The 22098-nt window shown below is 69.1% G+C and carries 20 protein-coding genes; 7 read left to right on the top strand and 13 right to left on the bottom strand.

The window, feature by feature from the left end; translation table 11 throughout:
• Window positions 1–133: 133 nt before the first annotated feature.
• The 5 genes from ACFIMZ_RS17665 to argS form a co-directional block, all read right to left on the bottom strand.
• Window positions 134–1720 (bottom strand): ABC transporter substrate-binding protein, encoded by a 1587-nt coding sequence (locus tag ACFIMZ_RS17665; protein ID WP_431820634.1) that lies wholly within the window; start codon window positions 1718–1720, stop codon window positions 134–136.
• 286 nt (window positions 1721–2006) lie between these two features.
• Window positions 2007–2780, bottom strand: a complete 774-nt coding sequence (locus ACFIMZ_RS17660) for an SDR family oxidoreductase (protein WP_431820633.1) — start codon at window positions 2778–2780, stop codon at window positions 2007–2009.
• Window positions 2781–2799: 19 nt separating this feature from the next.
• Complete coding sequence (locus tag ACFIMZ_RS17655; protein WP_431820632.1) at window positions 2800–3438, bottom strand: thiol:disulfide interchange protein DsbA/DsbL; 639 nt, start codon at window positions 3436–3438, stop codon at window positions 2800–2802.
• 62 nt (window positions 3439–3500) lie between these two features.
• The gene (locus tag ACFIMZ_RS17650; RefSeq protein WP_431820631.1) at window positions 3501–4496 is read right to left on the bottom strand and encodes an SPOR domain-containing protein; all 996 of its coding nucleotides are present in this window, start codon (window positions 4494–4496) and stop codon (window positions 3501–3503) included.
• 78 nt (window positions 4497–4574) lie between these two features.
• On the bottom strand, window positions 4575–6356 hold the full coding sequence (gene argS, locus ACFIMZ_RS17645; protein WP_431820630.1) for an arginine--tRNA ligase: 1782 nt from the start codon (window positions 6354–6356) through the stop codon (window positions 4575–4577).
• A gap of 199 nt (window positions 6357–6555) precedes the next feature.
• On the opposite strand from argS, the gene ACFIMZ_RS17640 reads away from it, so the two are divergent.
• A complete protein-coding gene (locus tag ACFIMZ_RS17640; protein WP_431820629.1) occupies window positions 6556–6879 on the top strand; it encodes a DUF1840 domain-containing protein in 324 nt (107 codons plus the stop codon).
• A 108-nt stretch (window positions 6880–6987) separates the two neighbouring features.
• On the opposite strand, the gene metH is transcribed toward ACFIMZ_RS17640, so the two are convergent.
• The 5 genes from metH to ACFIMZ_RS17615 form a co-directional block, all read right to left on the bottom strand.
• Entirely contained in the window at window positions 6988–9705 is a 2718-nt protein-coding gene (gene metH / locus ACFIMZ_RS17635) for a methionine synthase (RefSeq protein WP_431820628.1), read from the bottom strand.
• A gap of 47 nt (window positions 9706–9752) precedes the next feature.
• On the bottom strand, window positions 9753–10832 hold the full coding sequence (locus tag ACFIMZ_RS17630; protein ID WP_431820627.1) for a homocysteine S-methyltransferase family protein: 1080 nt from the start codon (window positions 10830–10832) through the stop codon (window positions 9753–9755).
• 178 nt (window positions 10833–11010) lie between these two features.
• Window positions 11011–11268 carry a BTH_I0359 family protein gene (locus tag ACFIMZ_RS17625; protein WP_010090525.1) on the bottom strand — a complete coding sequence of 86 codons (258 nt, stop codon included), beginning with the start codon at window positions 11266–11268 and terminating at the stop codon, window positions 11011–11013.
• Window positions 11269–11544: 276 nt separating this feature from the next.
• Window positions 11545–12780, bottom strand: coding sequence for a DUF3108 domain-containing protein (locus ACFIMZ_RS17620; protein ID WP_431820626.1), 1236 nt, complete (start codon window positions 12778–12780; stop codon window positions 11545–11547).
• 127 nt (window positions 12781–12907) lie between these two features.
• On the bottom strand, window positions 12908–13774 hold the full coding sequence (locus ACFIMZ_RS17615; protein ID WP_431820625.1) for an IclR family transcriptional regulator: 867 nt from the start codon (window positions 13772–13774) through the stop codon (window positions 12908–12910).
• A 136-nt stretch (window positions 13775–13910) separates the two neighbouring features.
• On the opposite strand from ACFIMZ_RS17615, the gene ACFIMZ_RS17610 reads away from it, so the two are divergent.
• The 6 genes from ACFIMZ_RS17610 (at window position 13911) to rfaE2 (ending at window position 19825) form a co-directional block, all read left to right on the top strand.
• Window positions 13911–14903: a fumarylacetoacetate hydrolase family protein gene (locus ACFIMZ_RS17610; RefSeq protein ID WP_431820624.1), complete on the top strand. Its 993-nt coding sequence runs from the start codon at window positions 13911–13913 to the stop codon at window positions 14901–14903.
• A 118-nt stretch (window positions 14904–15021) separates the two neighbouring features.
• The gene (locus ACFIMZ_RS17605) at window positions 15022–15849 is read left to right on the top strand and encodes an enoyl-CoA hydratase/isomerase family protein (protein ID WP_431820623.1); all 828 of its coding nucleotides are present in this window, start codon (window positions 15022–15024) and stop codon (window positions 15847–15849) included.
• Between the two features lie 69 nt (window positions 15850–15918).
• Window positions 15919–16671: a PhaM family polyhydroxyalkanoate granule multifunctional regulatory protein gene (locus ACFIMZ_RS17600; protein WP_431820622.1), complete on the top strand. Its 753-nt coding sequence runs from the start codon at window positions 15919–15921 to the stop codon at window positions 16669–16671.
• 31 nt (window positions 16672–16702) lie between these two features.
• The gene (locus ACFIMZ_RS17595; protein ID WP_431820621.1) at window positions 16703–17911 is read left to right on the top strand and encodes a patatin-like phospholipase family protein; all 1209 of its coding nucleotides are present in this window, start codon (window positions 16703–16705) and stop codon (window positions 17909–17911) included.
• Window positions 17912–18346: 435 nt separating this feature from the next.
• Window positions 18347–19222: a ferritin-like domain-containing protein gene (locus tag ACFIMZ_RS17590; protein WP_059612992.1), complete on the top strand. Its 876-nt coding sequence runs from the start codon at window positions 18347–18349 to the stop codon at window positions 19220–19222.
• 117 nt (window positions 19223–19339) lie between these two features.
• On the top strand, window positions 19340–19825 hold the full coding sequence (rfaE2, locus tag ACFIMZ_RS17585; protein WP_431820620.1) for a D-glycero-beta-D-manno-heptose 1-phosphate adenylyltransferase: 486 nt from the start codon (window positions 19340–19342) through the stop codon (window positions 19823–19825).
• Window positions 19826–19847: 22 nt separating this feature from the next.
• Here rfaE2 and ACFIMZ_RS17580 read toward each other — a convergent pair whose 3' ends face one another.
• From ACFIMZ_RS17580 to ACFIMZ_RS17570, 3 genes are all read right to left on the bottom strand, one after another.
• Window positions 19848–20090 (bottom strand): hypothetical protein, encoded by a 243-nt coding sequence (locus tag ACFIMZ_RS17580; RefSeq protein ID WP_431822524.1) that lies wholly within the window; start codon window positions 20088–20090, stop codon window positions 19848–19850.
• A 99-nt stretch (window positions 20091–20189) separates the two neighbouring features.
• The gene (locus tag ACFIMZ_RS17575) at window positions 20190–20978 is read right to left on the bottom strand and encodes a type III pantothenate kinase (RefSeq protein WP_431820619.1); all 789 of its coding nucleotides are present in this window, start codon (window positions 20976–20978) and stop codon (window positions 20190–20192) included.
• Complete coding sequence (locus ACFIMZ_RS17570) at window positions 20975–21904, bottom strand: biotin--[acetyl-CoA-carboxylase] ligase (protein WP_431820618.1); 930 nt, start codon at window positions 21902–21904, stop codon at window positions 20975–20977. Before ACFIMZ_RS17570 ends, ACFIMZ_RS17575 begins: the two co-directional genes overlap by 4 nt.
• Window positions 21905–22098: the final 194 nt, after the last annotated feature.

Below are 22098 nucleotides of genomic sequence, written 5' to 3'. Positions count from 1 at the left end.
GGGAAGGCTTAGTTGTTCACTTTGGCTGGAGTCCGGCGAGAGAAAAGATGGGCGGAGTGTAGCAAGCGCGGCGCGCGCGTCGCAAGCGGCGGGCGGTCACACCCGTCGCTTGCGCGCCACGGTCGGGGGCGAGTTACTGCACCGACACCGTCGCGAAGTTCTGCCGTCCGAACGGACTCACGCGATAGCCGCTGACGTTCGCGCGCGTGAGCGCCGCCGCCGTCGGATAGCCGAGCGGAATCCACAGCGCCTGGTCGTGGATGAGCTTCTGCGCGGCTTCGTACAGCTTCGCGCGCTTGCCCTGGTCGGCCGTTTCCTTGCCGTCGGCGATCAGCTTGTCGAGCTGCGGGTCGCAGTAGCGCGCGAAGTTGATGCCGGACTTCACCGCGTTGCAGCTGAACTGCGGCGTCAGGTAGTTGTCCGGATCGCCGTTGTCGCCGGCCCAGCCCATGAACAGCAGGTCATGCTGGCCGAGCTTCGCCTGCTTGATCAGCTCGCCCCATTCGATCACCTTGACTTCGGCCTTCACGCCGATCTTCGCGAGATCGGCCTGCAGCAGCTCCGCGCCGGCCTTCGGGTTCGGGTTCAGCACGCTGCCCGTCGGGCGCACCCAGATCGTCGTCGAGAAGCCGTTCGGAAAGCCCGCCGCGGCAAGCAGCTGCTTCGCCTTCGCCGGGTCGTACGCATACGGCGCGACGTCCTTCGCGTAGCTCCACGTGTTCGGCGGATACGGGTTGTTCGCGGGCGTCGCGGTGTTGTCGAACACGACCTTCAGGTAGCTCGCGCGGTCGAACGCGAGATTCAGCGCCTGGCGCACCTTGTCGTTGTCGAGCGGCTTCTTCTGCGTGTTCAGCGCGACGAACGCGGTCATGAACGCGGGCGTCTGCACGACCTTCAGCGTGCTTTCGCTTTTCGCTGCGAGCACGTCCTGCGGCTTCGGCGACAGCGCGATCTGGCATTCGCCGGCCTTTACCTTCTGCAGGCGCACCGACGCGTCGGGCGTGATCGCGTAGATCAGCCGGTCGACCTTCGGCTTCGCGCCCCAGTAGGTCGGGTTCACGTCGTAGCGGATCAGCGCGTCCTTCGTGTAGCTCTTCAGCACGAACGGGCCGGTGCCGACCGGCTTCGCGTTCAGGTCCGCCTGCTTGCCCGCCTTCAGCAACTGGTCCGCGTATTCGGCCGAATAGATCGACGCGAAGCCCATCGTCAGGATCGGCACGAACGTCGCGTTCGGCTCGTTCAGCACGAACTTCACGGTGCCGTCGTCGACCTTCGACACCGATTTCACGAGCTTGATCAGCCCCATCGACTGCGCATGCGGGAAGCCGCTCGCGCCGGCGACCTTGTGCCACGGATTGCCGTCGTCGAGCATCCGGCTGAACGTGAACACGACGTCGTCCGCGTTCAGCGGGCGGGTCGGCTTGAAGGTGTCGGTGGTCTGGAACGCGACGTTCGGACGCAGGTGGAACGTGTACGTGAGGCCGTCGGCGCTGGCGTCCCACGTGTCCGCGAGCGCGGGAGCGACCTTCTTCGTCGCTTCGTCGTACGACACCAGCGTGTTGAAGATCACGTCGGCCGACGCGTTGGTCGTGACGAGCGAGTTGTACTGCACGACGTCGAAGCCGTCCGGGCTCGATTCCGTGCAGACGGTGAGCGGCTTGGCGGCGACGAGGACGGGAGCCGCGGCCAGTGCGACCGCGGCGAACAGCTTGACGTGCATAGGTTCTCCCACGTGGCGTGTGTTTTTTGCTGGATGACGGGATGCGTATGCGCCGCCCGGAGGCGACGCGGCCGGCGGATAGCATACCGTCAAAGCGCGCCGTGCGTGGAAAAAGGCGACGGAACGCGGCGAGTTGAGCGAAAAACGGCTGCGATGACGACGGAATGGCCGTTTGCGCGCCGGGCGGCCGGCGTTCGAGGCGGGAGAGAGGGGGCGGCGGAGAGGAGACAAGCGCGCGGCGGCGGCGCTCGAAAGCGGTCCGGCCGTGCGGCCGGACCCGGGGTGCTCAGTGCGTGCTTGCCTTCGGCTTGCGCGGGGCCTTTTCAAACAGGCGGTCGTACAGCCAGCGCGGCATCACGTGCAGCACCTTCGCGACGACGCCCATCTGCCACGGAATCACGCGAAATGCGCGCTGCTGCGCGATCGTTTGGGCCGCGCGCGCGGCGAAGCGGTCGGCGTCCATCAGGAACGGCATCCGGTACGGATTGTGCGCGGTCATCGGCGTGCGGATGTAGCCGGGCGCGATCGTCACGACGCCGACGCCCGCGGGGCGCAGCTCGACGCGCAGCGACTCGAGATACTTGATCGCGGCCGACTTCGACGCGCTGTACGCGCCGGAGCCCGGCAGCCCGCGCACGCCGGCGACGCTCGCGACGCCGACGAGCGTGCCGTGCCGCGCGGCCGTCATCGGGCCGACGAACGGCTCGAAGGTCGCGACCATCCCGAAGTAGTTGATGTCCATCACGTCGCGGAACGCGGCCAGGTCGCCCTGGCCCGTCACCGCGCCCTGGCTGATGCCCGCGTTCGCGATCACGACGTCCGGGCAGCCGTGCGCGGCGATGAACGCCGCCGCGGCGCCCGCGAGCGCCTCGGGGGCGCGCACGTCGGCCGAATAGACGGAGATGGACAGCGCGGGAAAGCGCCGCGCGAACGCTTCGAGCGCGTCGGTGCGGCGCGCGACGAGCGCGAGCGTCGCGCCCTGGCGCGCGTATTCCTCGGCCAGCGCGAGGCCGAGGCCGCTCGACGCGCCGGTGATGAAGACCTTCAGCGGAGTTGTCATGCAGGCGTCGGGACGGGGATCAGAGCTTCTTGTCCTGGACCTGCTTCACGAGGTAGTCGAGGACTTGCGCGGTGCCTTCGAGGCTGTTCGTGTAAGCCGGGCCCGTCTTGTACTTGCCCTGCACGACGATCGTCGGCACGCCGTCGATGTTGTAGCTCTTCAGCAACTCGGCCGACTGCTTCACCTGGCCCTGCACGCTGAACGAGTTGTACGCGTCCATGAACTTCTTCTTGTCGACGCCCTGCGTCGCCAGGAAGTCGGCCTGCGCCTGCGGCGTCAGCAGGTAGTTCTTCTGCTTGTGGATCGCGTTGAAGATCGCCGGCGTGACCTTCTCGGAGATGCCGAGCGCGGACACCGTGTAGAACAGCTTCGAGTGCGGGACGAAATCGTCGCGGAACGCGACCGGGATGCGCTTGAAGTCGATCTTGTCGCCCTGTTTCTTCACCCAGGCCTCGACCGTCGGCTCGAACTCGTAGCAGTGCGGGCAGCCGTACCAGAAGAACTCGATCACCTCGACCTTGCCGGCCGGTGCGGACACCGGCTGCGGCGCCTTCATCACCTCGTAATCCTTGCCGGCGACCGGCGCGGCCGGTGCGGCCTGGGCGAAACCGGCCGCAAGGCTCAGGGACAGGAGAAGCGTGCTCAGCAGTTTTTTCATGTTGTGTAGTCGGATCTTTGCTCGGGTAGCGAAACGTGACAGGGGCGGCGGTGCGGCCGGTCTTACTGCTTCGTGAAACGGATCACCGCCGTGTCGACTCCTGCATCGGACAGGCGCTGGCGCGCCGAGTTCATATCCTCGAATTTCGAGAACGGGCCCACGCGCACGCGGAAATACGTGACGCCGCTGACATCGCGCTTCGACACCTTCGACTCGAAGCCCTGGAAGCCGAGGCGCGCGCGCTGCTGCTCGGCGTCCGATTCCGTCTTGTACGCGCCGACCTGCAGGAAGTAGCCGGTGTTCGCGTCGGCCGCGTTCGGCGCCTTCGCGGCATTGCCGGCGTTGTTCGCGACCGTCGTCGACGACGTCGGCTTCGCCGGGTTCGCGGCCTGCTGCTGCGCCTTCTGCGCGGCTTGCAGCTGCGCCTGCTTCTGCGCGGCAAGGCGCGCGAGGTCGTCTTCGCCCGCGGGCTGCTGCTGATGTTGTTGCGGCGGCTGTTGCGGCTTCTTCGGCGGCGTATTGTCGGCCGCCTTCGGCGGGACGGCGACGCCGTTGTTCGCAGAATTGTTCGACCCGTTCGACCCGTTCGACCCGTTCGAACCGTTCGAACCGTTCGAACCGTTCGAACCGTTCGAACCGTTCGAACCGTTCGAACCGTTCGACGCGTTCGACGCGTTCGACCCGCTGGAACCGTTCGACCCGCCGGTCGACGGCGGCACTTCGACGATCTGCGGCTCGGGCAGCAGGCCGCCGCCCTGCGTCTGGTTCGCGGCCTGGCCGGGCGCGGTGTTCGGCGGCGCCGGCTGCGCGGCCTGCGGCACCGGCTGGCCGGGCGTCTTGCCCTGCAGCGCGCGGTTCGGATCGAACTGCTGCGGCTGGCTCGCGCCGGTGTCGGCCGGCGGCGGCGCGACCTTCGACACGAACGGCGACGGCGAGCGCGTAATGTAGAGCGCCACCACCACGGCGATCGCGAGGCCGACGATCAGGCCCAGCACGATGCCCAGAAATGTTCCTCCGGCTTGTTTCGATTGCTTCGACGTGCGGCGTGGTTGTGCCATTGCTTGAGTCACCTGCAAAAAGAATCGTGAAAAGGCCGCGGCGGGCGCAGCCGCGGCCTGTCTGCCCGCTCGGGCAAGTTACATCTTGGCGGGCGCGGAGACGCCGAGCATCGCCAGGCCGTTCTCGAGCACCTGCCGGGTCGCGGCGAGGAGCGCAGCGCGCGCGGTGCGCCGCGCTTCATCGTCGACCAGCACGCGCTCCGCATTGTAGAACGAGTGGAATTCACCAGCGAGGTCGCGCAGGTAGAACGCGACGGCGTGCGGCGCCAGCTCGTTCGCGGCATGCGCGAGCATGTCCGGATACTCGGCGAGCTTCTGCATCAGCGACGCGGCCTGCGTGCTCGTGAGCTGCGACAGGTCGGCGCCCGGCAGCTGCGCGGCGTCGCCGTTGTAGCGCGACTTCAATTCGTTGAGCACCGAGCAGATCCGCGCGTGCGCGTACTGCACGTAGTAGACCGGGTTCTCGTCGTTCTGTTTCAGCGCGAGGTCGATGTCGAACACGAACTCGGTGTCGGCCTTGCGGGAGATCAGGAAGAAGCGCACCGCGTCGCGACCGCGCGTGATCGTCGCCTCGTCGATCAGGTCCGGCGCCGCCTCCTGGCCCGGCGCCGCGCCGCCCGACCATTCGATCAGGTCGCGCACCGTCACGTAGCTGCCTGCGCGCTTCGAGATCTTCACTTCCTGGCCGTCGCGCATCACGGTGACCATCTTGTGCAGCACATAGTCGGGGTAGCCCTTCGGGATGCCGATGTGCAGCCCCTGCAGGCCGGCGCGCACGCGCGCGATCGTGCCGTGGTGGTCCGAGCCCTGGATGTTGATCACCTTCGTGAAACCGCGCTCCCACTTGGTCACGTGGTACGCGACGTCTGGCACGAAGTACGTGTAGGTGCCGTCCGTCTTGCGCATCACGCGATCCTTGTCGTCGCCGTCGTCGGTCGTGCGCAGCCACAGCGCGCCGTCCTGCTCGTAGGTCACGCCGGCCTTGATCAGCGCGTCGACCGTCCGCTCGACGCGGCCTTCCTTGTACAGCGACGATTCGAGGTAGTACTGGTCGAACTTCACGCCGAACGCCTGCAGGTCCATGTCCTGCTCGTGGCGCAGGTACGCGACCGCGAACTTGCGGATCGCTTCGAGATCCTCGACGTCGCCCGCGCCCTTGACCGGCTCGCCGTCCTTCGCGGCGACCGTCTCGCCGTTCAGGTAGTCGCGCGCGATGTCGGCGATGTACTCGCCGTTGTACGCGGCTTCCGGCCAGCCCGCGTCGCCCGGCTTCAGGCCGCGCGCGCGCGCCTGCGTCGAGATCGCGAGGTTGCCGATCTGCACGCCGGCGTCGTTGTAGTAGAACTCGCGGTGCACCGCGTAGCCCTGGCTCGCGATCACGTTCGCGAGTGCGTCGCCAAGCGCGGCCTGGCGGCCATGGCCGACGTGCAGCGGGCCGGTCGGGTTCGCCGACACGAATTCCAGCAGCACTTGCTTGCCGTGTTCGCGCGTGGACTGGCCGAACCCGCAGCCTTCCGCGAGCACCGCGGCGATCACGGCCTGCTTGGCCGCCGCCGTCAGGCGCAGGTTGATGAAGCCGGGGCCGGCGATTTCGGCGGCCTCGACGAGGCCTTGCGCGCCGGGCTGCGCGGTGAGGGCCGCGACGATCTGCTCGGCGAGCTGGCGCGGATTCGCGCCGAGCGGCTTGGCGAGCTGCATCGCGACGTTGCACGCGACGTCGCCGTGCGCGGCAACCTTCGGGCGCTCGAGCGTGATCGCGGGCGCGACGAATGCCGCGTCGGCGCCCTTCAGGGCGTGGGCAACCTGCGTCACGCTATCCGCGAGCAGGGCTTCGAGGGTCTGTTTTTGGGCTGGCAGCATGCTGGTAGAAGGCTTCGTTGGTGGCAGCCGGGAAAGCCGGCGGGCCGGCGCGCTCTTTTAAGCGCGCGTTTCAGGGATCGCAGAATTTTAACAGGTGCTAATATGCCGCTCAGGCGCCACGCGTCCGCGAGGGCGGACGCCGGTCCGCCGGCGGCCCCAGCCGGCCAGGCGGGCACAACAAGATGAAAAGGGAATAGTCATGATTACGTTCAAAAGCAAGGCGGCACAGGATCTCGACGTGCTGAAGGATTTCGCCGTCTACGTGCTGGGTCTCGTCGGCAAGCAGCTCGGCGAGCGCGGCGTGATTACCCACGACGAGCTGGATCACGCGATCGCGAAACTGGAAGACGCCGTCACGCAGGCGAAGCAGGAGCGCGCCGAGCACGCCGGCCATTTCCACGAGGACGACGCGGATCACGCGCACCACGAAGTGCCGCCGAGCCTGGCGCAGCGCGTCGCACCGTTCCTGTCGATGCTGCGCGACGCGAAAGCAGGCGAAGCCGACGTTCACTGGGGTTTCTGAGCCGAATACGGCCCCGAACACGGCCGACCGCCAGCAAAAAGCCCGCGTCTCGCGGGCTTTTTCATATTGTCGGATCAACGGCCGGTCGCACATGGCCGGCCGCGCCGCTCAAAGTTGCGGCGCGAGCGCGCGCCGCGCGTCGTCGAGCGACAGCGCCATCCGTTGCGCGTAGTCCTCGAGCTGATCCTGCGCGATTTTCCCGACCGAGAAGTACCGGCTGTCCGGGTGCGCGAGGAAGAAGCCCGACACGCTCGCCGCCGGCAGCATCGCCAGCGACTCGGTGACCGTCATGCCGATCTCTTCCGCATGAAGCGCTTCGAACATGTCGCGCTTCACGAGGTGGTCGGGGCAGGCCGGATAGCCGGGCGCGGGGCGGATGCCGACATACTGCTCGGCGATCAGCGCGTCGTTGTCGAGCGTCTCGTCGCCCGCATAGCCCCACAACTCGCGGCGCACGCGCGCGTGCATCGCTTCGGCGAACGCTTCCGCGAAGCGGTCCGCGAGCGCCTTCAGCATGATCGCGCTGTAGTCGTCGTGGTCGGCTTCGAACTGCTTTTCCTTCACGTCGACGCCGAGGCCGGCCGTCACCGCGAACATCCCGATGTAGTCGGCGACGCCCGATTCCTTCGGCGCGATGAAGTCGGCGAGCGAGCGGTTCGGCCGCATCACGCCGTCGACCACCGGGCGCACGCTCTGCTGGCGCAGGTTGCGCCACGTGAGCAGCACGTCCGTGCGCGATTCGTCGGTATAGATCTCGATGTCGTCGTCGTTGACCGTGTTTGCCGGCAACAGCGCGATCACGCCGTTCGCGGTCAGCCAGCGGCCCTGGATCAGCCGCGCGAGCATCGACTTTGCGTCGGAGAACACGCGGCGCGCCGATTCGCCGACGATCTCGTCGTTCAGGATCGCCGGGTAGGGGCCCGCGAGATCCCAGGTCTGGAAGAACGGGCCCCAGTCGATGTAGTTCGCGAGCTCGTTCAGGTCATAGTTCTTGAACACGCGGCGGCCGATGAACTTCGGCTTCACGGGCGTGTAGCTCGCCCAGTCGACCTTGGCCTTGTTCGCGCGCGCGTCGGCGAGCGTGACCATCGGCTGCGCCTTCCGGTTCGCGTGCTGGTCGCGGATCCGCTCGTAATCGGACTTCAGCTCGTCGAGATACTTCGCCGCGCCTTCGTCGGACAACAGGCTCGACGCGACCGACACCGAGCGCGACGCGTCCGGCACGTAGACCACCGGGCCTTCGTAGTTCGGTGCGATCTTCACCGCCGTGTGCACGCGCGACGTGGTCGCGCCGCCGATCAGGAGCGGGATCTTCTTCACGCGGAAGTAATCGTCGCGCTGCATCTCGGCCGCGACGTACGCCATTTCCTCGAGGCTCGGCGTGATGAGGCCCGACAGCCCGATGATGTCCGCGCCCTCGACCTTCGCCTTCGCGAGGATCTCGTTGCACGGGACCATCACGCCCATGTTGACGACTTCGAAGTTGTTGCACTGGAGCACGACCGACACGATGTTCTTGCCGATGTCGTGCACGTCGCCCTTCACGGTCGCGATCACGATCTTGCCCTTCGCGCGCACGTCGCCGCCGGCTTCCGCGAGCAGGCGCTTCTCTTCCTCGATGAACGGGATCAGGTGCGCGACCGCCTGCTTCATCACGCGCGCCGATTTCACGACCTGCGGCAGGAACATCTTGCCCTGGCCGAACAGGTCGCCGACGACGTTCATCCCGTCCATCAGCGGGCCTTCGATCACGTTGATCGGGCGGCCGCCCGCCGCGGCGATCTTCGCGCGCGCTTCCTCGGTGTCCTCGACGATGAAGTTCGTGATGCCGTGCACGAGCGCATGCGCAAGCCGCTTCTCGACCGGCTGGTTGCGCCACTCGAGGTTCTCTTCCTTCTTCGCGGCGCCGGTCTTGAACTTGTCGGCGATCTCGAGCAGGCGGTCGGTGGAATCCGCGCGGCGGTTCAGGATCACGTCCTCGACGCGCTCGCGCAGCTCCGGGTCGAGCTCCGCATACACGCCGAGCTGGCCCGCGTTGACGATGCCCATGTCCATCCCCGCCTGGATCGCGTGGTACAGGAACACGGTGTGGATCGCCTCGCGCACCGGGTCGTTGCCGCGGAACGAGAACGACACGTTCGACACGCCGCCGCTCACCTTCGCGTGCGGCAGGTTCTGCTTGATCCAGCGGGTCGCCTCGATGAAGTCGACCGCGTAGTTGTTGTGCTCCTCGATGCCGGTCGCGACCGCGAAGATGTTCGGGTCGAAGATGATGTCTTCCGGCGGGAAGCCGACCTCGTTCACGAGGAAGTCGTACGAGCGCTTGCAGATCTCGGTCTTGCGCTCGTACGTATCGGCCTGGCCGGTCTCGTCGAACGCCATCACGACGGCCGCCGCGCCGTAGCGGCGGATCAGGTTCGCATGGTGGCGGAACGCTTCCTCGCCTTCCTTCAGCGAGATCGAGTTGACGATCGCCTTGCCCTGCACGCACTTGAGGCCCGCCTCGATAACGTCCCACTTCGACGAGTCGATCATGATCGGCACGCGCGCGATGTCCGGCTCCGACGCGATCAGGTTCAGGAAGCGCACCATCGCCGCCTTCGAATCGAGCATCGCCTCGTCCATGTTGATGTCGATCACCTGCGCGCCGTTCTCGACCTGCTGGCGCGCGACGGCGAGCGCATCGTCGAACTGGCCGTTGAGGATCATCCGCGCGAACGCCTTCGAGCCGGTGACGTTGGTGCGTTCGCCGACGTTGATGAAGAGCGTTCCGGACGTGACGTTGAACGGCTCGAGGCCGGCAAGGCGCATCGTGTGATCGGTCATGGCGGTGCGAATTCGTGTGGTGTGGGACGGGCGTGGAATCGGTCGGGTCAGGCGGCGTCGCTGTACTGGGTCGGCCAGCGGCGCGGCTTCACTTCGGCGAGCGCCTTCGCGATCGCCGCGATGTGCTCGGGCGTCGTGCCGCAGCAGCCGCCCGCGAGGTTCACGAGCCCGGCCTGCGCGAATTCCTTCAGCAGGCCCGACGTGACGTCGGGCGTCTCGTCGAAGCCGGTGTCGCTCATCGGGTTCGGCAGGCCCGCGTTCGGGTAGCACGACACGTAGGTGTCGCACAGCTTCGCGAGCTCGGCGATGTACGGGCGCATCAGCGCCGCGCCCAGTGCGCAGTTCAGGCCGAACGTGAGCGGCCTCGCGTGGCGCAGCGAGTTCCAGAACGCCTCGACCGTCTGGCCGGACAGGATGCGGCCCGACGCGTCGGTGACGGTGCCCGAGATCATGACCGGCAGGCGCTCGCCGGTGTCCTCGAACAATTGGTCGAGCGCGAACAGCGCGGCCTTCGCGTTCAGCGTGTCGAAGATCGTCTCGACGAGGAACAGGTCGACGCCGCCGTCGAGCAGCGCCTTCGCCTGCGCGTAGTACGCGTCGCGCAGCTCGTCGAACGTGACGTTGCGCGCGCCCGGATCGTTGACGTCCGGCGAGATGCTCGCCGTCTTCGGCGTCGGCCCGATCGCGCCCGCGACGAAGCGCGGTTTGTCCGGCGTCGCGTATTTCGCGGCCGATTCGCGCGCGAGCCGCGCCGATTCGACGTTCATCTCGACCACGAGGTCTTCCATCCCGTAGTCGGCCTGCGCGACCGTCGTCGCGCCGAACGTGTTGGTTTCGACGATGTCCGCGCCGGCCGCGAAGTACTGGTCGTGGATCTCGCGGATGATCTGCGGCTGCGTGAGCGACAGCAGCTCGTTGTTGCCCTTGATGTCGCGCGGGAAGTCCTGGAAGCGCTCGCCGCGATACGCGGCCTCGTCGAGCTTGTAGCGCTGGATCATCGTGCCCATCGCGCCGTCGAGGATCAGGATGCGCTGCTTCAGCAGCGCGGGCAGCTGGGCGCCGCGCGTGTACGGGGCGTCGAGCGCGGCTAACGGAGCGGAACGAACGGCGGATGAAGTCGCAGACATGGCGGATGACCGGCGAATCGGGAAAAGCGCCATTGTAGCCGGTGCGGCCGCGCACCGTCCGGCGTTGCGCGGCGCCAAATGAAAGCCCCCGCGCGGCGGACCGGGCGGGGGCGGGATCGGAGTGCTTGCGGCGAACCCGGCGGCGTCAGTCAGTATCGGGCGCCGGGCCGGCGTGTCGTCAGTGCAGGACGACCGGTTGCGTCATCAGGCTGTCGAACTGTCCGAGGAATTCGTCGACTTCGTCGAGCGACGGCTCGTCCTCGATCAGCTGCTTCACGTGCTCGCGAAACCGGGCGGCGAGTTCGCCGTCGATGAAGATCTCGCGCTGCGCGTTCTTGTCGACGATTTCGTAGCCACCCGAATTCATCGCATGATGGCCGACCTGCGGCGGGAACTCGACGACGCAGTAGTTGGGGCTGTTGTAGATCATTTGCATGGCGGCACTCCTCTTCGCAGTGGCTTCTGGCCTTGTTGTTCCCCTAAGTGGGGTAGACCTCGCCGGTTTCAAGGGGCTTGCGCTGCACACCCCGTTCCCTCTGCATGGGGTGTATCGGTTAGAAGCCGATATCTCCGAAACGTTTCCTATTGTCGGCCGGTGTACCGAAATAGTTGTTAAAGAGTGTCATGCCTGATATTACGGCGTGTCACCGCCAATCTTTATGGCGGATAACCATCGGTCGAATTTGCCGATTCGCGGGCGCGGCGCGCTGCGTCACGGCGCAGCGGGCGGCGGCGACGGCGCCGAAGCGGGTGCCGAAGGCGGCGCAACGGGCGTGTCCGGCGCGGTCGCGCCGGAGGTTGCGGCCGGCGTGCCGCCGGTGTCCGGCGCCGCTTCGGCGGGCATGTCGGGGGCGGCGAGCGGGCCGTGCCACAGCAGCTCGATCTGCGCGCCGTTCGGTTCCGTCTGCACGAGCCGTGCGGGCAGCCAGCCGAGCGACGGCGCGAGCCACATGTCGATGCGCCGCGTGTCGCCGGCGCGGCGCGGCAGGCGCATGAAGTGCCGCGTCTCGATGAAGCCGGCGGCGGTCTGCACCTGCTCGTCGCCGATGACCGTGATCGGCCAGGTCTCGCCGCTGTTGTTGTCGATCACGAAGAACTGCTGCGTGACGCCCCGCTTGTATGCGTCGGGATTGCCGCGCACGAGGCCTGACAGCTGCATCAGCATGCTGAAGCGGTCCTGCGCGCCGTCGGGCAGCGGCGCGTTGTCCGGCGTGCGCGTGAACACGACCTGCCGGATCTCGCGGTTGAAGATCGCGATGTCCTCCGGGCGCTTGCCGCGCTGCTCGACGTACCGGTCGGGCGCGATCCCGTATGCATCGACGCGGCCCTGGCTCCGGTACCTGAACGGGCCGATGAACGGCACGGGCATCGTCACCGACAGCTCATACGTTTGTCCGTCGGTGCGCCAGTGGATCGTCCCCGTCGAGTTCTGCATGCCGTTGAAGAGGGCGTCGTACCGCAGGTCGCCGGACGGCGGCGCGGCGAACTTCACGCCGTTCGACGCGGGGCCGGCCGTCGCGGCGCCGCTTGCGCCGCCGGCCGCCGCAGCCGACGCGCCTGATGCGCCTGATGCGGTGCCGCCGGAGGAGGCGGCCGGCGGCACGCCTTCCGCGGCAGCCTGCGTCGACGTCAGCACCGGCTCCTGCGGCGCCGGATGCGATGGCGCGGCCGCCGGCTTCGCGGGCTTCGGCGCGGCCGGCTCAGGCGCGGCCGGCCTTGCAACCGGCTTCGGCGCGGGTTGCGCCGGCTGCCGCTCGATCGGCCGCGGCTTCAGCAGCTCGATCTGCACCGGCACTTCGGCGGGCGCCGGCGGCGTGAACGGTTCGCGATGGCGCGTGAACCACAGCGCGGCGAGCGCATGCAGCACGAGCACCACGGCAAGCGCGACGCCCGCGCGCAGCCAACGGCGGGGCGGGGCGTAGCGGGGGGGGGCGTCGGAAGGCGGCATCGTCGGGCAGCGAAGGGTTCGGGGCGGTTGCGCAGCGTCGGCGCGCGGCGCGCCGGTCGGCAGGTTGCGTCTGGATTCGGACCGCCGGGTGCGCCGCGCGTTCATGCGGCGCGTCGAGCGCCACGCGTCAGGCGTCGCGCGCGTCCGGACTATAGCCGAGTTCGTACGACAGCTTCTGCGCGCAGGCGCGCAGCGCGGTGTCGATCTCGCCGCCCCATGCGATGTCGAACGTGCCTTCGTGGCCGAGCGCGAGGATCGCGAGCGCCAGCTCGCCGACCGCGTCGAACACCGGCATGCAGAACGCGTGGATCGTCGGCAGCAGCATCCCTTCGACGCGCGCGGCCGCATGGGCGCGCACGTCCGCGAGCGCCGCGTCGACCTCGGCGAGCGTGCGCGGCCCGCCGTGATGCGGCGAGCGGCGCGTGTCGGCGAGCTCGCGCTCGATCATCGCGGCGGTCTTGCCGCGCGGCAGGTACGCGGCGAACAGCAGGCCCGTCGCCGAGCCGAGCAGCGGCATCACGTCGCCGAGCTTCAGCGACGCCTTTGCCGGATGGCTCGATTCCATCCAGTGCACGATCGTCGGGCCCTGGTTGCCCCACACCGCGATGCCGACCGTCTGGTCGAGCCGGTCGCGCAATTCGGTCAGCGCGATCCGCGCGAGCTTCACGCCGTCGACCCGCGCGAGGCGCGCGAGGCCCATCTGCAGCGCGAAGCCGCCGAGCTCGTAGCGGCCGGAGACAGGGTCCTGCGACACGACGCCGAGCCGCGAGAAGCTGACGAGGTAGCGGTGCGCCTTCGCCGGGCTCATGCCCGCGCGCTGCGCGAGATCGCGCAGCATCATCGCGCGCGGCTCGCTCGTCAGCACGTCGAGCAGGCGGAAGCCGACCTCGATCGACTGGATGCCGGAGCGGACCTTCTCGCCGTTGTCGCCGGCGGCTTCGTCGGCGGTGTCGGGGTCGGCGAGATCGTCGTCTGGGAGCTGGCTGGCGGACATGGGGCAACGGCGCGCGGCGCGCGATCTGGAGGGAAGGGTCGAATCGGCCGCGGCGCACGCAAGCGCGGTGCGCGGCACGGATTCACCATCGTAAAATAGATTCCTTCCATCGTCACTACAACGGCAGATTCCCCCTATGAAACTTGCTTCGCTGAAGGACGGCACGCGCGACGGCCAGCTGATCGTGGTGTCGCGCGACCTGCACACCGCGGCGATCGCCGACGCGATCGCGCCGACGCTGCAGCGCGTGCTCGACGACTGGGCGTTCTACGCGCCGCAGCTGCGCGACCTGTACGACGCGCTGAACCACGGCCGCGCGCGGCACGCGTTCCCGTTCGATCCGGCGAACTGCATGGCGCCGCTGCCGCGCGCGTTCCAGTGGGCCGACGGCTCCGCGTACGTGAACCACGTCGAGCTCGTGCGCCGCGCGCGCGGCGCCGAGATGCCGCCGGAATTCTGGACCGATCCGCTGATGTACCAGGGCGGCAGCGACGATTTCCTCGGGGCGCGCGACGACGTCGTCTGTCCGTCCGAGGAATGGGGCATCGACTTCGAGGCGGAAGTTGCGGTGATCACCGGCGACGTGCCGATGAGCGCGTCGCCCGACGACGCGCTGAAGGCGGTCCGGCTCGTCACGCTCGTCAACGACGTGTCGCTGCGCAACCTGATTCCGGCCGAGCTCGCGAAGGGCTTCGGCTTCTTCCAGAGCAAGCCGGCGACGGCGTTCGCCCCGGTCGCGGTCACCCCGGACGAGCTCGGCGAGCACTGGCGCGAAGGCCGCGTGCACCGGCCGATGATCGTCCACTGGAACGGCAGGAAGGTCGGCCAGCCCGACGCGGGCACCGACATGGTGTTCCATTTCGGCCAGCTGATCGCGCACGCGGCGAAGACGCGCAACCTGCGCGCGGGCTCGATCGTCGGCTCGGGCACGGTGTCGAACAAGGATCCGAAGCGCGGCTACTGCTGCATCGCCGAGAAGCGCTGCCTCGAGACGATCGAGCACGGCAAGCCGCAGACCGAATTCATGCGCTACGGCGACACCGTGAAGATCGAGATGTTCGACGACGCGGGCAAGTCGATCTTCGGCGCGATCGAGCAGTCGGTCGCGCCGCCCGACGGCGCCGCATGACGTAACGTAGCGCGCGCGGGCGCAACCCGGTTGCGGCCCGCGCGCCGGGTTTCGCCCGATGTTTGCCCGCGCGGGCTTGGCTACACTCGACTCATGGGTTTTCCGCAAGGAGTTGCGCATGTCCGATACCGCCATCTACAGCGGTTATGAAGCACTGAAGGTGCGGCGCCAGCCGCACGGCATCCTCGAGATCGTGATGAGCGGCGAAGGCGCGAACAGGAGCGGCCTCGCGACCGCCAACGAGCGCATGCACCGCGAGCTGGCCGACATCTGGCGCGACGTCGATCGCGATCCCGACACGCGCGTCGCGGTGATCCGCGGCGAAGGCAAGGGCTTCTCGGCGGGCGGCGACCTCGCGCTCGTCGAGCAGATGGCGAACGATTTCGACGTGCGCGCGCGGGTCTGGCGCGAAGCGCGCGACCTCGTCTACAACGTGATCAACTGCAGCAAGCCGATCGTGTCCGCGATGCACGGCCCGGCCGTCGGCGCGGGGCTCGTCGCCGGGCTGCTCGCCGACATCTCGATCGCGTCGAAGAGCGCGCGCATCATCGACGGCCATACGCGGCTCGGCGTCGCGGCGGGCGACCATGCGGCGATCGTGTGGCCGCTGCTGTGCGGGATGGCGAAGGCGAAGTACTACCTGCTGCTGTGCGAGCCGGTGAGCGGCGAGGAGGCCGAGCGGATCGGCCTCGTGTCGCTCGCGGTCGACGAGCCCGATTTGCTGCCGAAGGCGTACGAGGTCGCGGAGAAGCTCGCGCACGGCTCGCAGACGGCGATCCGCTGGACCAAGTACGCGCTCAACAACTGGCTGCGCTCGGCGGGGCCGACCTTCGATGCGTCGCTCGCGCTCGAATTCATGGGTTTTTCGGGGCCCGACGTGCAGGAGGGGATCCGCTCGCTGCGCGAACGGCGAGCGCCCGACTTCCCCGGCGGCGCGCCGTTCTGACGCGCGCGCTATGATCGACCCAGGCGGCCGGGCGATCCGGCCGCTCCCACAGTCAACCAGGATGCCCGCATGACGATCGATACCTCCGGCTCCAATCCTTTTTCCGGCTTCGCCGGCTTCCAGCCCGCAGACATGCTCGAACGCATGTGGGAAATGATCCGCCTGTCGCCGTTCGGCAGCATGGGCGCGTTTCCCGGCGCGACGCACGGGCTGCCGCCGTCGCTGTCGAGCATGTCCGACATGATGGCGCCGCTCGCCAGCGTCGAGGAGCTCGACAAGCGCATCACCGACCTGCGCGCGGTCGAGCAATGGCTGAAGCTGAACCTCGGGATGCTGCAGTCCGCGATCCAGGCGATGGAAGTGCAGCGCGCGACGCTCGCGACGCTGCGCGCGTTCGGCGCGTTCGCGCAAACCTCGATGTCGGCCGCAGAGGATGCGGCCGTCGCGGCGGCGAAGGCGGCCGCGACGCCGCTCGGCGATGCGCCGGAAGGCGCGCAAGCGGACGCGCCGCCCGAGGGCGAGAGCGCCGCGCAGAACGCGGGCTTCGACCCGGCCGGCTGGTGGAACCTGCTGCAGACGCAGTTCAACCAGCTCGCGAGCCTCGCGATGGCGCAGCCGGGCGCGCAACCGGCCTCGCCGGCTGCGCCGGCTGCACCGGCGGCATCGGCCGCGGCGCAGCCCGACGCAGCCGACCCGCCGCCGGCCGCGCCGCGCAAGCCCGCCGCGAAGCGCGCGAAGCCCGCCGGATCGTCCGGTTCGGCTGCGGCGCGCGCGGCGGCCGCGTCGACGCCCGCGAGCCGTCCGCCGAAGCGCTCGACGTGACGGCGCGGCGGCCCATGTAGCAGGCCAGGCGATGCGGCTCTCGCTCGTACTGATGGGCGGCGGTGCGCGCGCCGCATATCAGGTCGGCGTGCTGAAGGCGCTGGCCGAGATCGCGCTCGAGGCCGATCCGCAACGGCGCACGCTGCCGTTCGGCGTCGTGTGCGGGTCGTCGGCCGGCGCGATCAACGCGACGTCGATCGCGAGCCACGCGGACGATTTCTCGCACGGCGTGCGCCGCCTGCTCGAATTCTGGGAGCACCTGCGCGCGGACTACGTGTACCGCACCGACTGGCTCGGCATCGCCGCCGCGGGCGCGCGCTGGCTCGCGGCGATGAGCTTCGGCTGGGCGGCCCGCCGCTCGCCGCGCGGCCTGCTGGACAACGCGCCGCTCGCGCACCTGCTGCAGCGCGAGCTGAGCTTCCACCGGATCGAGCAGATGCTCGAGGCGCGCACGCTGCACGCGCTCGCGGTGACCGCGCTCAGCTATTCGAGCGGCCGCCATCTGACGTTCTACCAGGCCGCCGAGCCGATCCAGGCGTGGCGGCGCGCGCAGCGCACCGCGCGGCTCGTCGACCTGTCGGCGTCGCACCTGCTCGCGTCGTCGGCGATTCCGTTCGTGTTCCCGGCCGTGCCGCTCGTGCTCGACGGCCAGATCGAGTATTTCGGCGACGGTTCGATCCGCCAGATCGCGCCGCTGTCGCCGGCGATCCACTTCGGCGCGGACCGGATCGTGGTCGTCGGCGCGGCCGACCCGCGGCCGGAGATTCCGGTGAACGGCGGCGGCTTCGTGCGCGGCTATCCGTCGCTCGCGCAGATCGGCCAGCAGGTGCTCGCCAGCGTGTTTCTCGACTCGATCGGCTCGGACATCGAACGGATCGAGCACATCAACCGGATGATCGCGCACCTGCCTCACCAGGTCGAAGTGGACAGCGGCTGGCGGCACGTCGACGTGCTGGCGATCGCGCCGTCCGAGCGCATCGAGCTGATCGCCGCGAAACACCTGAAGCAGCTGCCGCTCACCGTGCGCGGGCTGCTCGGCGCGGTCGGCGGCAGCCAGCCGGCGGGGGCGTCGTTCGCGAGCTACCTGCTGTTCGAGGAGGCGTTCACGCGCGAACTGATCGAGCTCGGCTATCGCGACGGCTGCGCGCAGCACGCCACGCTCGCCGGCTGGATCGCGCACGCGGACGGCGCGAGCGCGTCGCCGGCCGACGGGCAGGCGGCCGGGGAAATGCGGGTCTGATGCGGATCGGTGGCGGTTTCGCGACGCCGGCTGCGACGCTTCGCCGCATGCCGGCTGTCGGGAAGCGACCGGACGGCTGTCGCGGAACCGTCATGCGTGCGTGCTATCATGGCCGCCGCCGAATACATCAAATCGAGCAGCTCGCCGGACCGGCGCCCGCAAGGGGCCGCGACGGGCTCGCCAGCGAAGCCGGCCAGCGCCGGCCCCCACTCAGGCACGCGCGGTCGGTTCCGTTCGAGCGGAGCGCGGCACGCGGCTTGCCCCCAGCGAGCGGCTTACGCGGCCGCGCGGCTGCCGGACGCGGAACACGCGGCCGGGGGCTGGTTTCACGCGTAAAATTACAGTCTTGGTTGCAAAAAGCGCATCCGCACGCGCGTTGCTGCAACGGTCACGTTTAAGAGAAGTCGCATTGCGCAGAACAGGGGTGGGACCATCATGAACACCATGCTTTATCCGGAACTTTACAGGTCGCTCGAAGCCGTCCGCTGGGACATGGAGAAGGACATTCCATGGGACAAGTTCGACGCTTCGCTGCTCACCGACGAGCAGGCGAAGACGATCAAGATGAACGCGATCACCGAATGGTCGGCGCTGCCCGCGACGGAAATGTTCCTGCGCGACAACCAGCACGACAGCGACTTTTCCGCCTTCATGAGCGTGTGGTTCTTCGAAGAGCAGAAGCACTCGCTCGTGCTGATGGAGTACCTGCGCCGCTTCAAGCCGGAAATGGTGCCGACCGAGGAGGAACTGCACGCGGTGCGCTTCGAGTTCGACCCGGCGCCGCCGCTCGAGACGCTGATGCTGCACTTCTGCGGCGAGATCCGCCTGAACCACTGGTACCGCTGCGCGGCCGACTGGCACACCGAGCCGGTCATCAAGCACATCTACGAAACGATCTCGCGTGACGAGGCGCGTCACGGCGGCGCGTACCTGCGCTACATGAAGAAGGCGCTCTCGAACTGCGGCGACGTCGCGCGCGCGGCGTTCGCGAAGATCGGCGTGCTGATGGCGTCGGCGCGCCGCACCGAGAAGCCGCTGCACCCGACCAACCTGCACGTGAACCAGGCGCTGTTCCCGCGCGACACCGTGCAGTCGCGCCTGCCGGATCCGGAGTGGCTCGAGCGCTGGCTCGACGAGCAGATCCGCTTCGACGGCGAGTGGGAGAAGAAGGTCGTCGAGCGCATCCTGCACAACCTGTCGATCCTGTTCGAGCGCACGTTCGCGACCGCGCAGGAGCTCAACCGGTATCGCAAGGAAGTCACCGGCCGCCTGCAGGCCGAAGGCGGCCAGTCGGCTGCCCAGCCGGCCTGACGACGAGACGCGCGCCCGGCGAGGGCGCGCGCGACATGAAGCCCGCCCGGCCCTCCGGCGGGCTTTTTCTTGGGCATGCGCGCCGCGCACGCCGTTCGCTTCCGCCAGTCACCCATCATGCCCGCTACCTTCGAACGTAAGCTGATCACCCGCGACGCGCTCGTCGCACTGCGCGCGTCGCTGCGCGCGCCCGTCGTGTTCACGAACGGCGTGTTCGACATCCTGCATCGCGGCCACGTCACCTATCTCGCCGACGCGAAGGCGCTCGGCGCGTGCCTGATCGTCGGCGTCAACAGCGACGCGTCGGTGCGCATGCTCGGCAAGGGCGACGACCGCCCGATCAACCACGAGGACGACCGGATGGCGCTGCTCGCGTCGCTCGAAAGCGTCGACTGGGTCGTGAAGTTCGAGGAGCAGACGCCGGTGTCGCTGATCGAGGCCGTGCGTCCGGACATCCTCGTCAAGGGCGGCGACTACGACATGGATGTGCTGCCGGAATCCGCGCTGGTGCGCGGCTGGGGCGGCCGGGCGCTGGCGATTCCGTTCGAGCACGAGCGTTCGACCACGGCGCTGCTGAAGAAGGTGCGCGCGCAGCAGCCGTAAATTCGCGCCGCCGCGCGCGGCGTCAGGGCGCGGATGCCGCGAGCGGCTCCGCCGGCACCGCCGGTGCCGCGATCGGGCCGCCCGTGAGCGCCTGATCAGCAGCGTGCGCGAGCGGTGTGACGCGCAGCGCGTCGGGATGCACCTGTCGCGACAGCATCCCCGGGTCGCGCGGACCGGCGGCCGGCAGCGGCCCGAACACCCCGCGCGCCACCACGAGCGCGAGCATGTTGGCGAGAAAGAGAACAGCGATCAGCCAGCGCAGCATCGTCGACACCCCTTTTCGTCATCCAGTCAGGCCAGCCGCGGGGCTGGTCATTCAGTTCGCCCGGCTCACCCGCGTGTGAGAACGCGCGTGCGTGCCGTTTCAACCATTCGCAACCATTTCCGCCGCAATCAGCGCCAGTCCGGACAGGATCAGCGCATCGTGGCGCGTATGCGGCACCGTCAGCGCGCGCGCGACGTCGTCCGCCGCGCCGCCCGCCAGCACGAGCCGCACCGGCACTTGCCACGCGGCGCTCAGGTCGCGCCATGCGCGCTCGATCAGCCCGGCCTGCGCATACAGGCAGCCCGCCGACAGCGAGCGCGGCGTGTCGAGCTGGAACGGCTCCGCCTGAGCGAGCGCGAGCAGGCCGCTCGCGATGTCGGTGGTGAGCGTCGGCAACTGCGCGGTGTGCGTGCCGAGCGAACGCATCATCAGCGCCCAGCCCGGCGCGATCAACCCGCCCGTGAAGTGCCCGTCCGCGCGCAAGGCCTCGAGCGTCGTCGCGGTGCCGAACGTCGCGATCAGCAGCGGTTCGCCAGGAAACGCCGCACGCGCGCCGATCAAGCTGGCCCAGCGGTCGCTGCCGAGCTGGTCGGGCATCGTATAGCCGTTCGTCACGCCGCACTGCGCGGCACACGCGCGGATCGTCGTGCGCGGCAGGCCCGGCCAGCGCGCATCGAGCAGCGCGTCGAGCCGTGCCGCCACCTCCGCGCCGGCGACGTTCGAAATCCACGCGCCGCGCGGACGCGGCACGTGCGACCAGTCCGGATCGGCGCCGCCGTCGCGTGCGTGGCCGAACGCGCCCGTCTCGACCAGCCCGCGCCGGGCGTCGGCGAGCGCCCACTTGATCCGGCTGTTGCCGGCGTCGATCAGCAGGTGCGGTGCGCTCATTGCGCCTCGCGCAGCGACACGTCGCCGGCCGCGATCGCCTGCACGCCGCCGGGCGTGTCGAGCAGCAGCTGGCCTGCCGCGTCGATGCCGGTCGCGATGCCGCGCGCGCGTTCCGCGCCTTGCTCGATCAGCACCACTTCGCGGCCCGCGTAGGCGTGCCGCGCGTGCCAGCGCGGCACGAACGGCGCGAGCCCGTCGGCCGCGAACTGCGCGAGCGCGGGCGTGAGCGCGTTCAGCGACGCGGCGAGCGTATCGGTGAGGTTCGCCGCCGCCCACGCGGACGACAGTGCCGCGGGCGGCAGCGCGCCCGCGGTCGACGCTTCGCGCGCGCGCTGCGCGTCGACCTGCGCGGCGACGGCTTCCGCGCCGCGCACGTTGACGCCGAAGCCGATCACGATGGCCGTCGCGTCGGGCGTCGTCCACACCGTTTCGATCAGGATCCCGGCGAGCTTGCCGACGATGCGGACACCACGTTGCGCGCCGGCGTCGGCGGCGGTCAGCAGCAGGTCGTTCGGCCACTTGAGCGCGACGCCGGAGCGCGCGTCGAGCGGCAGCGCGGCGAGCCCTTCGGCGAGCGCGACGCCGATCGCGAGGCTCAACCCGCCGAGCGCGTCGACCGGGCGCGGCACGATGCAGCCGACCGAGCAGAGCAGCGCGTTGCCCGGCTGCGCAAACCACGGGCGGCCTTGCCGGCCGCGGCCGGCCGTCTGCTCGAACGCGACCCGCACGAGCGGCGCGGGCAGCGCGTTCGCGGTGCGCGGCAGCGCCTTCAGGCGGGCGGCGAGGTCGGCGTTGGTCGAGCCGGTCGCGGCGACAATGTCGAGCGGCCACGCGCGCGGCGCGGCGTCCAGGTGCGCGTCGAGCCGGCTGCGCGCGATATGCGCGTCGCCGGAGTCGGGCTTGTCGGAGGAGGTGGGGGCGTTCATGGCGCCTATTGTAGCGACAGGGGGAAGAGGCGGTGCTCGGGAGACGGGCGGCGTGCCGCGCAGCCGTCGGCGCTTTCTTCAGGAGAACGACGAGGCGTCGCGCGAGCAGCGCCGTCGTCATCTTGATCTTCCCGACCGGCGAGACTACGTTCGATATATCCGCTTTGGCGGCGCGTGTGGCGAGTGCCAACCGG

The organism is Burkholderia sp. F1 (assembly GCF_050813845.1).
Lineage (GTDB): Bacteria > Pseudomonadota > Gammaproteobacteria > Burkholderiales > Burkholderiaceae > Burkholderia > Burkholderia ubonensis.
Note: the sequence above shows the minus strand (reverse complement) of the source record. Positions and strands in the feature narration are given on the sequence as shown.

Excerpts from the sequence above, each read along its gene's own strand:
- ACFIMZ_RS17665 (WP_431820634.1), bottom strand. The coding sequence starts at position 1,720 with ATGCACGTCAAGCTGTTCGCCGCGGTCGCACTGGCCGCGGCTCCCGTC.
- ACFIMZ_RS17660 (WP_431820633.1), bottom strand. The coding sequence starts at position 2,780 with ATGACAACTCCGCTGAAGGTCTTCATCACCGGCGCGTCGAGCGGCCTC.
- ACFIMZ_RS17655 (WP_431820632.1), bottom strand. The coding sequence starts at position 3,438 with ATGAAAAAACTGCTGAGCACGCTTCTCCTGTCCCTGAGCCTTGCGGCC.
- ACFIMZ_RS17650 (WP_431820631.1), bottom strand. The coding sequence starts at position 4,496 with ATGGCACAACCACGCCGCACGTCGAAGCAATCGAAACAAGCCGGAGGA.
- argS (WP_431820630.1), bottom strand. The coding sequence starts at position 6,356 with ATGCTGCCAGCCCAAAAACAGACCCTCGAAGCCCTGCTCGCGGATAGC.
- ACFIMZ_RS17640 (WP_431820629.1), top strand. The coding sequence starts at position 6,556 with ATGATTACGTTCAAAAGCAAGGCGGCACAGGATCTCGACGTGCTGAAG.
- metH (WP_431820628.1), bottom strand. The coding sequence starts at position 9,705 with ATGACCGATCACACGATGCGCCTTGCCGGCCTCGAGCCGTTCAACGTC.
- ACFIMZ_RS17630 (WP_431820627.1), bottom strand. The coding sequence starts at position 10,832 with ATGTCTGCGACTTCATCCGCCGTTCGTTCCGCTCCGTTAGCCGCGCTC.
- ACFIMZ_RS17625 (WP_010090525.1), bottom strand. The coding sequence starts at position 11,268 with ATGCAAATGATCTACAACAGCCCCAACTACTGCGTCGTCGAGTTCCCG.
- ACFIMZ_RS17620 (WP_431820626.1), bottom strand. The coding sequence starts at position 12,780 with ATGCCGCCTTCCGACGCCCCCCCCCGCTACGCCCCGCCCCGCCGTTGG.
- ACFIMZ_RS17615 (WP_431820625.1), bottom strand. The coding sequence starts at position 13,774 with ATGTCCGCCAGCCAGCTCCCAGACGACGATCTCGCCGACCCCGACACC.
- ACFIMZ_RS17610 (WP_431820624.1), top strand. The coding sequence starts at position 13,911 with ATGAAACTTGCTTCGCTGAAGGACGGCACGCGCGACGGCCAGCTGATC.
- ACFIMZ_RS17605 (WP_431820623.1), top strand. The coding sequence starts at position 15,022 with ATGTCCGATACCGCCATCTACAGCGGTTATGAAGCACTGAAGGTGCGG.
- ACFIMZ_RS17600 (WP_431820622.1), top strand. The coding sequence starts at position 15,919 with ATGACGATCGATACCTCCGGCTCCAATCCTTTTTCCGGCTTCGCCGGC.
- ACFIMZ_RS17595 (WP_431820621.1), top strand. The coding sequence starts at position 16,703 with ATGCGGCTCTCGCTCGTACTGATGGGCGGCGGTGCGCGCGCCGCATAT.
- ACFIMZ_RS17590 (WP_059612992.1), top strand. The coding sequence starts at position 18,347 with ATGAACACCATGCTTTATCCGGAACTTTACAGGTCGCTCGAAGCCGTC.
- rfaE2 (WP_431820620.1), top strand. The coding sequence starts at position 19,340 with ATGCCCGCTACCTTCGAACGTAAGCTGATCACCCGCGACGCGCTCGTC.
- ACFIMZ_RS17580 (WP_431822524.1), bottom strand. The coding sequence starts at position 20,090 with ATGCTGCGCTGGCTGATCGCTGTTCTCTTTCTCGCCAACATGCTCGCG.
- ACFIMZ_RS17575 (WP_431820619.1), bottom strand. The coding sequence starts at position 20,978 with ATGAGCGCACCGCACCTGCTGATCGACGCCGGCAACAGCCGGATCAAG.
- ACFIMZ_RS17570 (WP_431820618.1), bottom strand. The coding sequence starts at position 21,904 with ATGAACGCCCCCACCTCCTCCGACAAGCCCGACTCCGGCGACGCGCAT.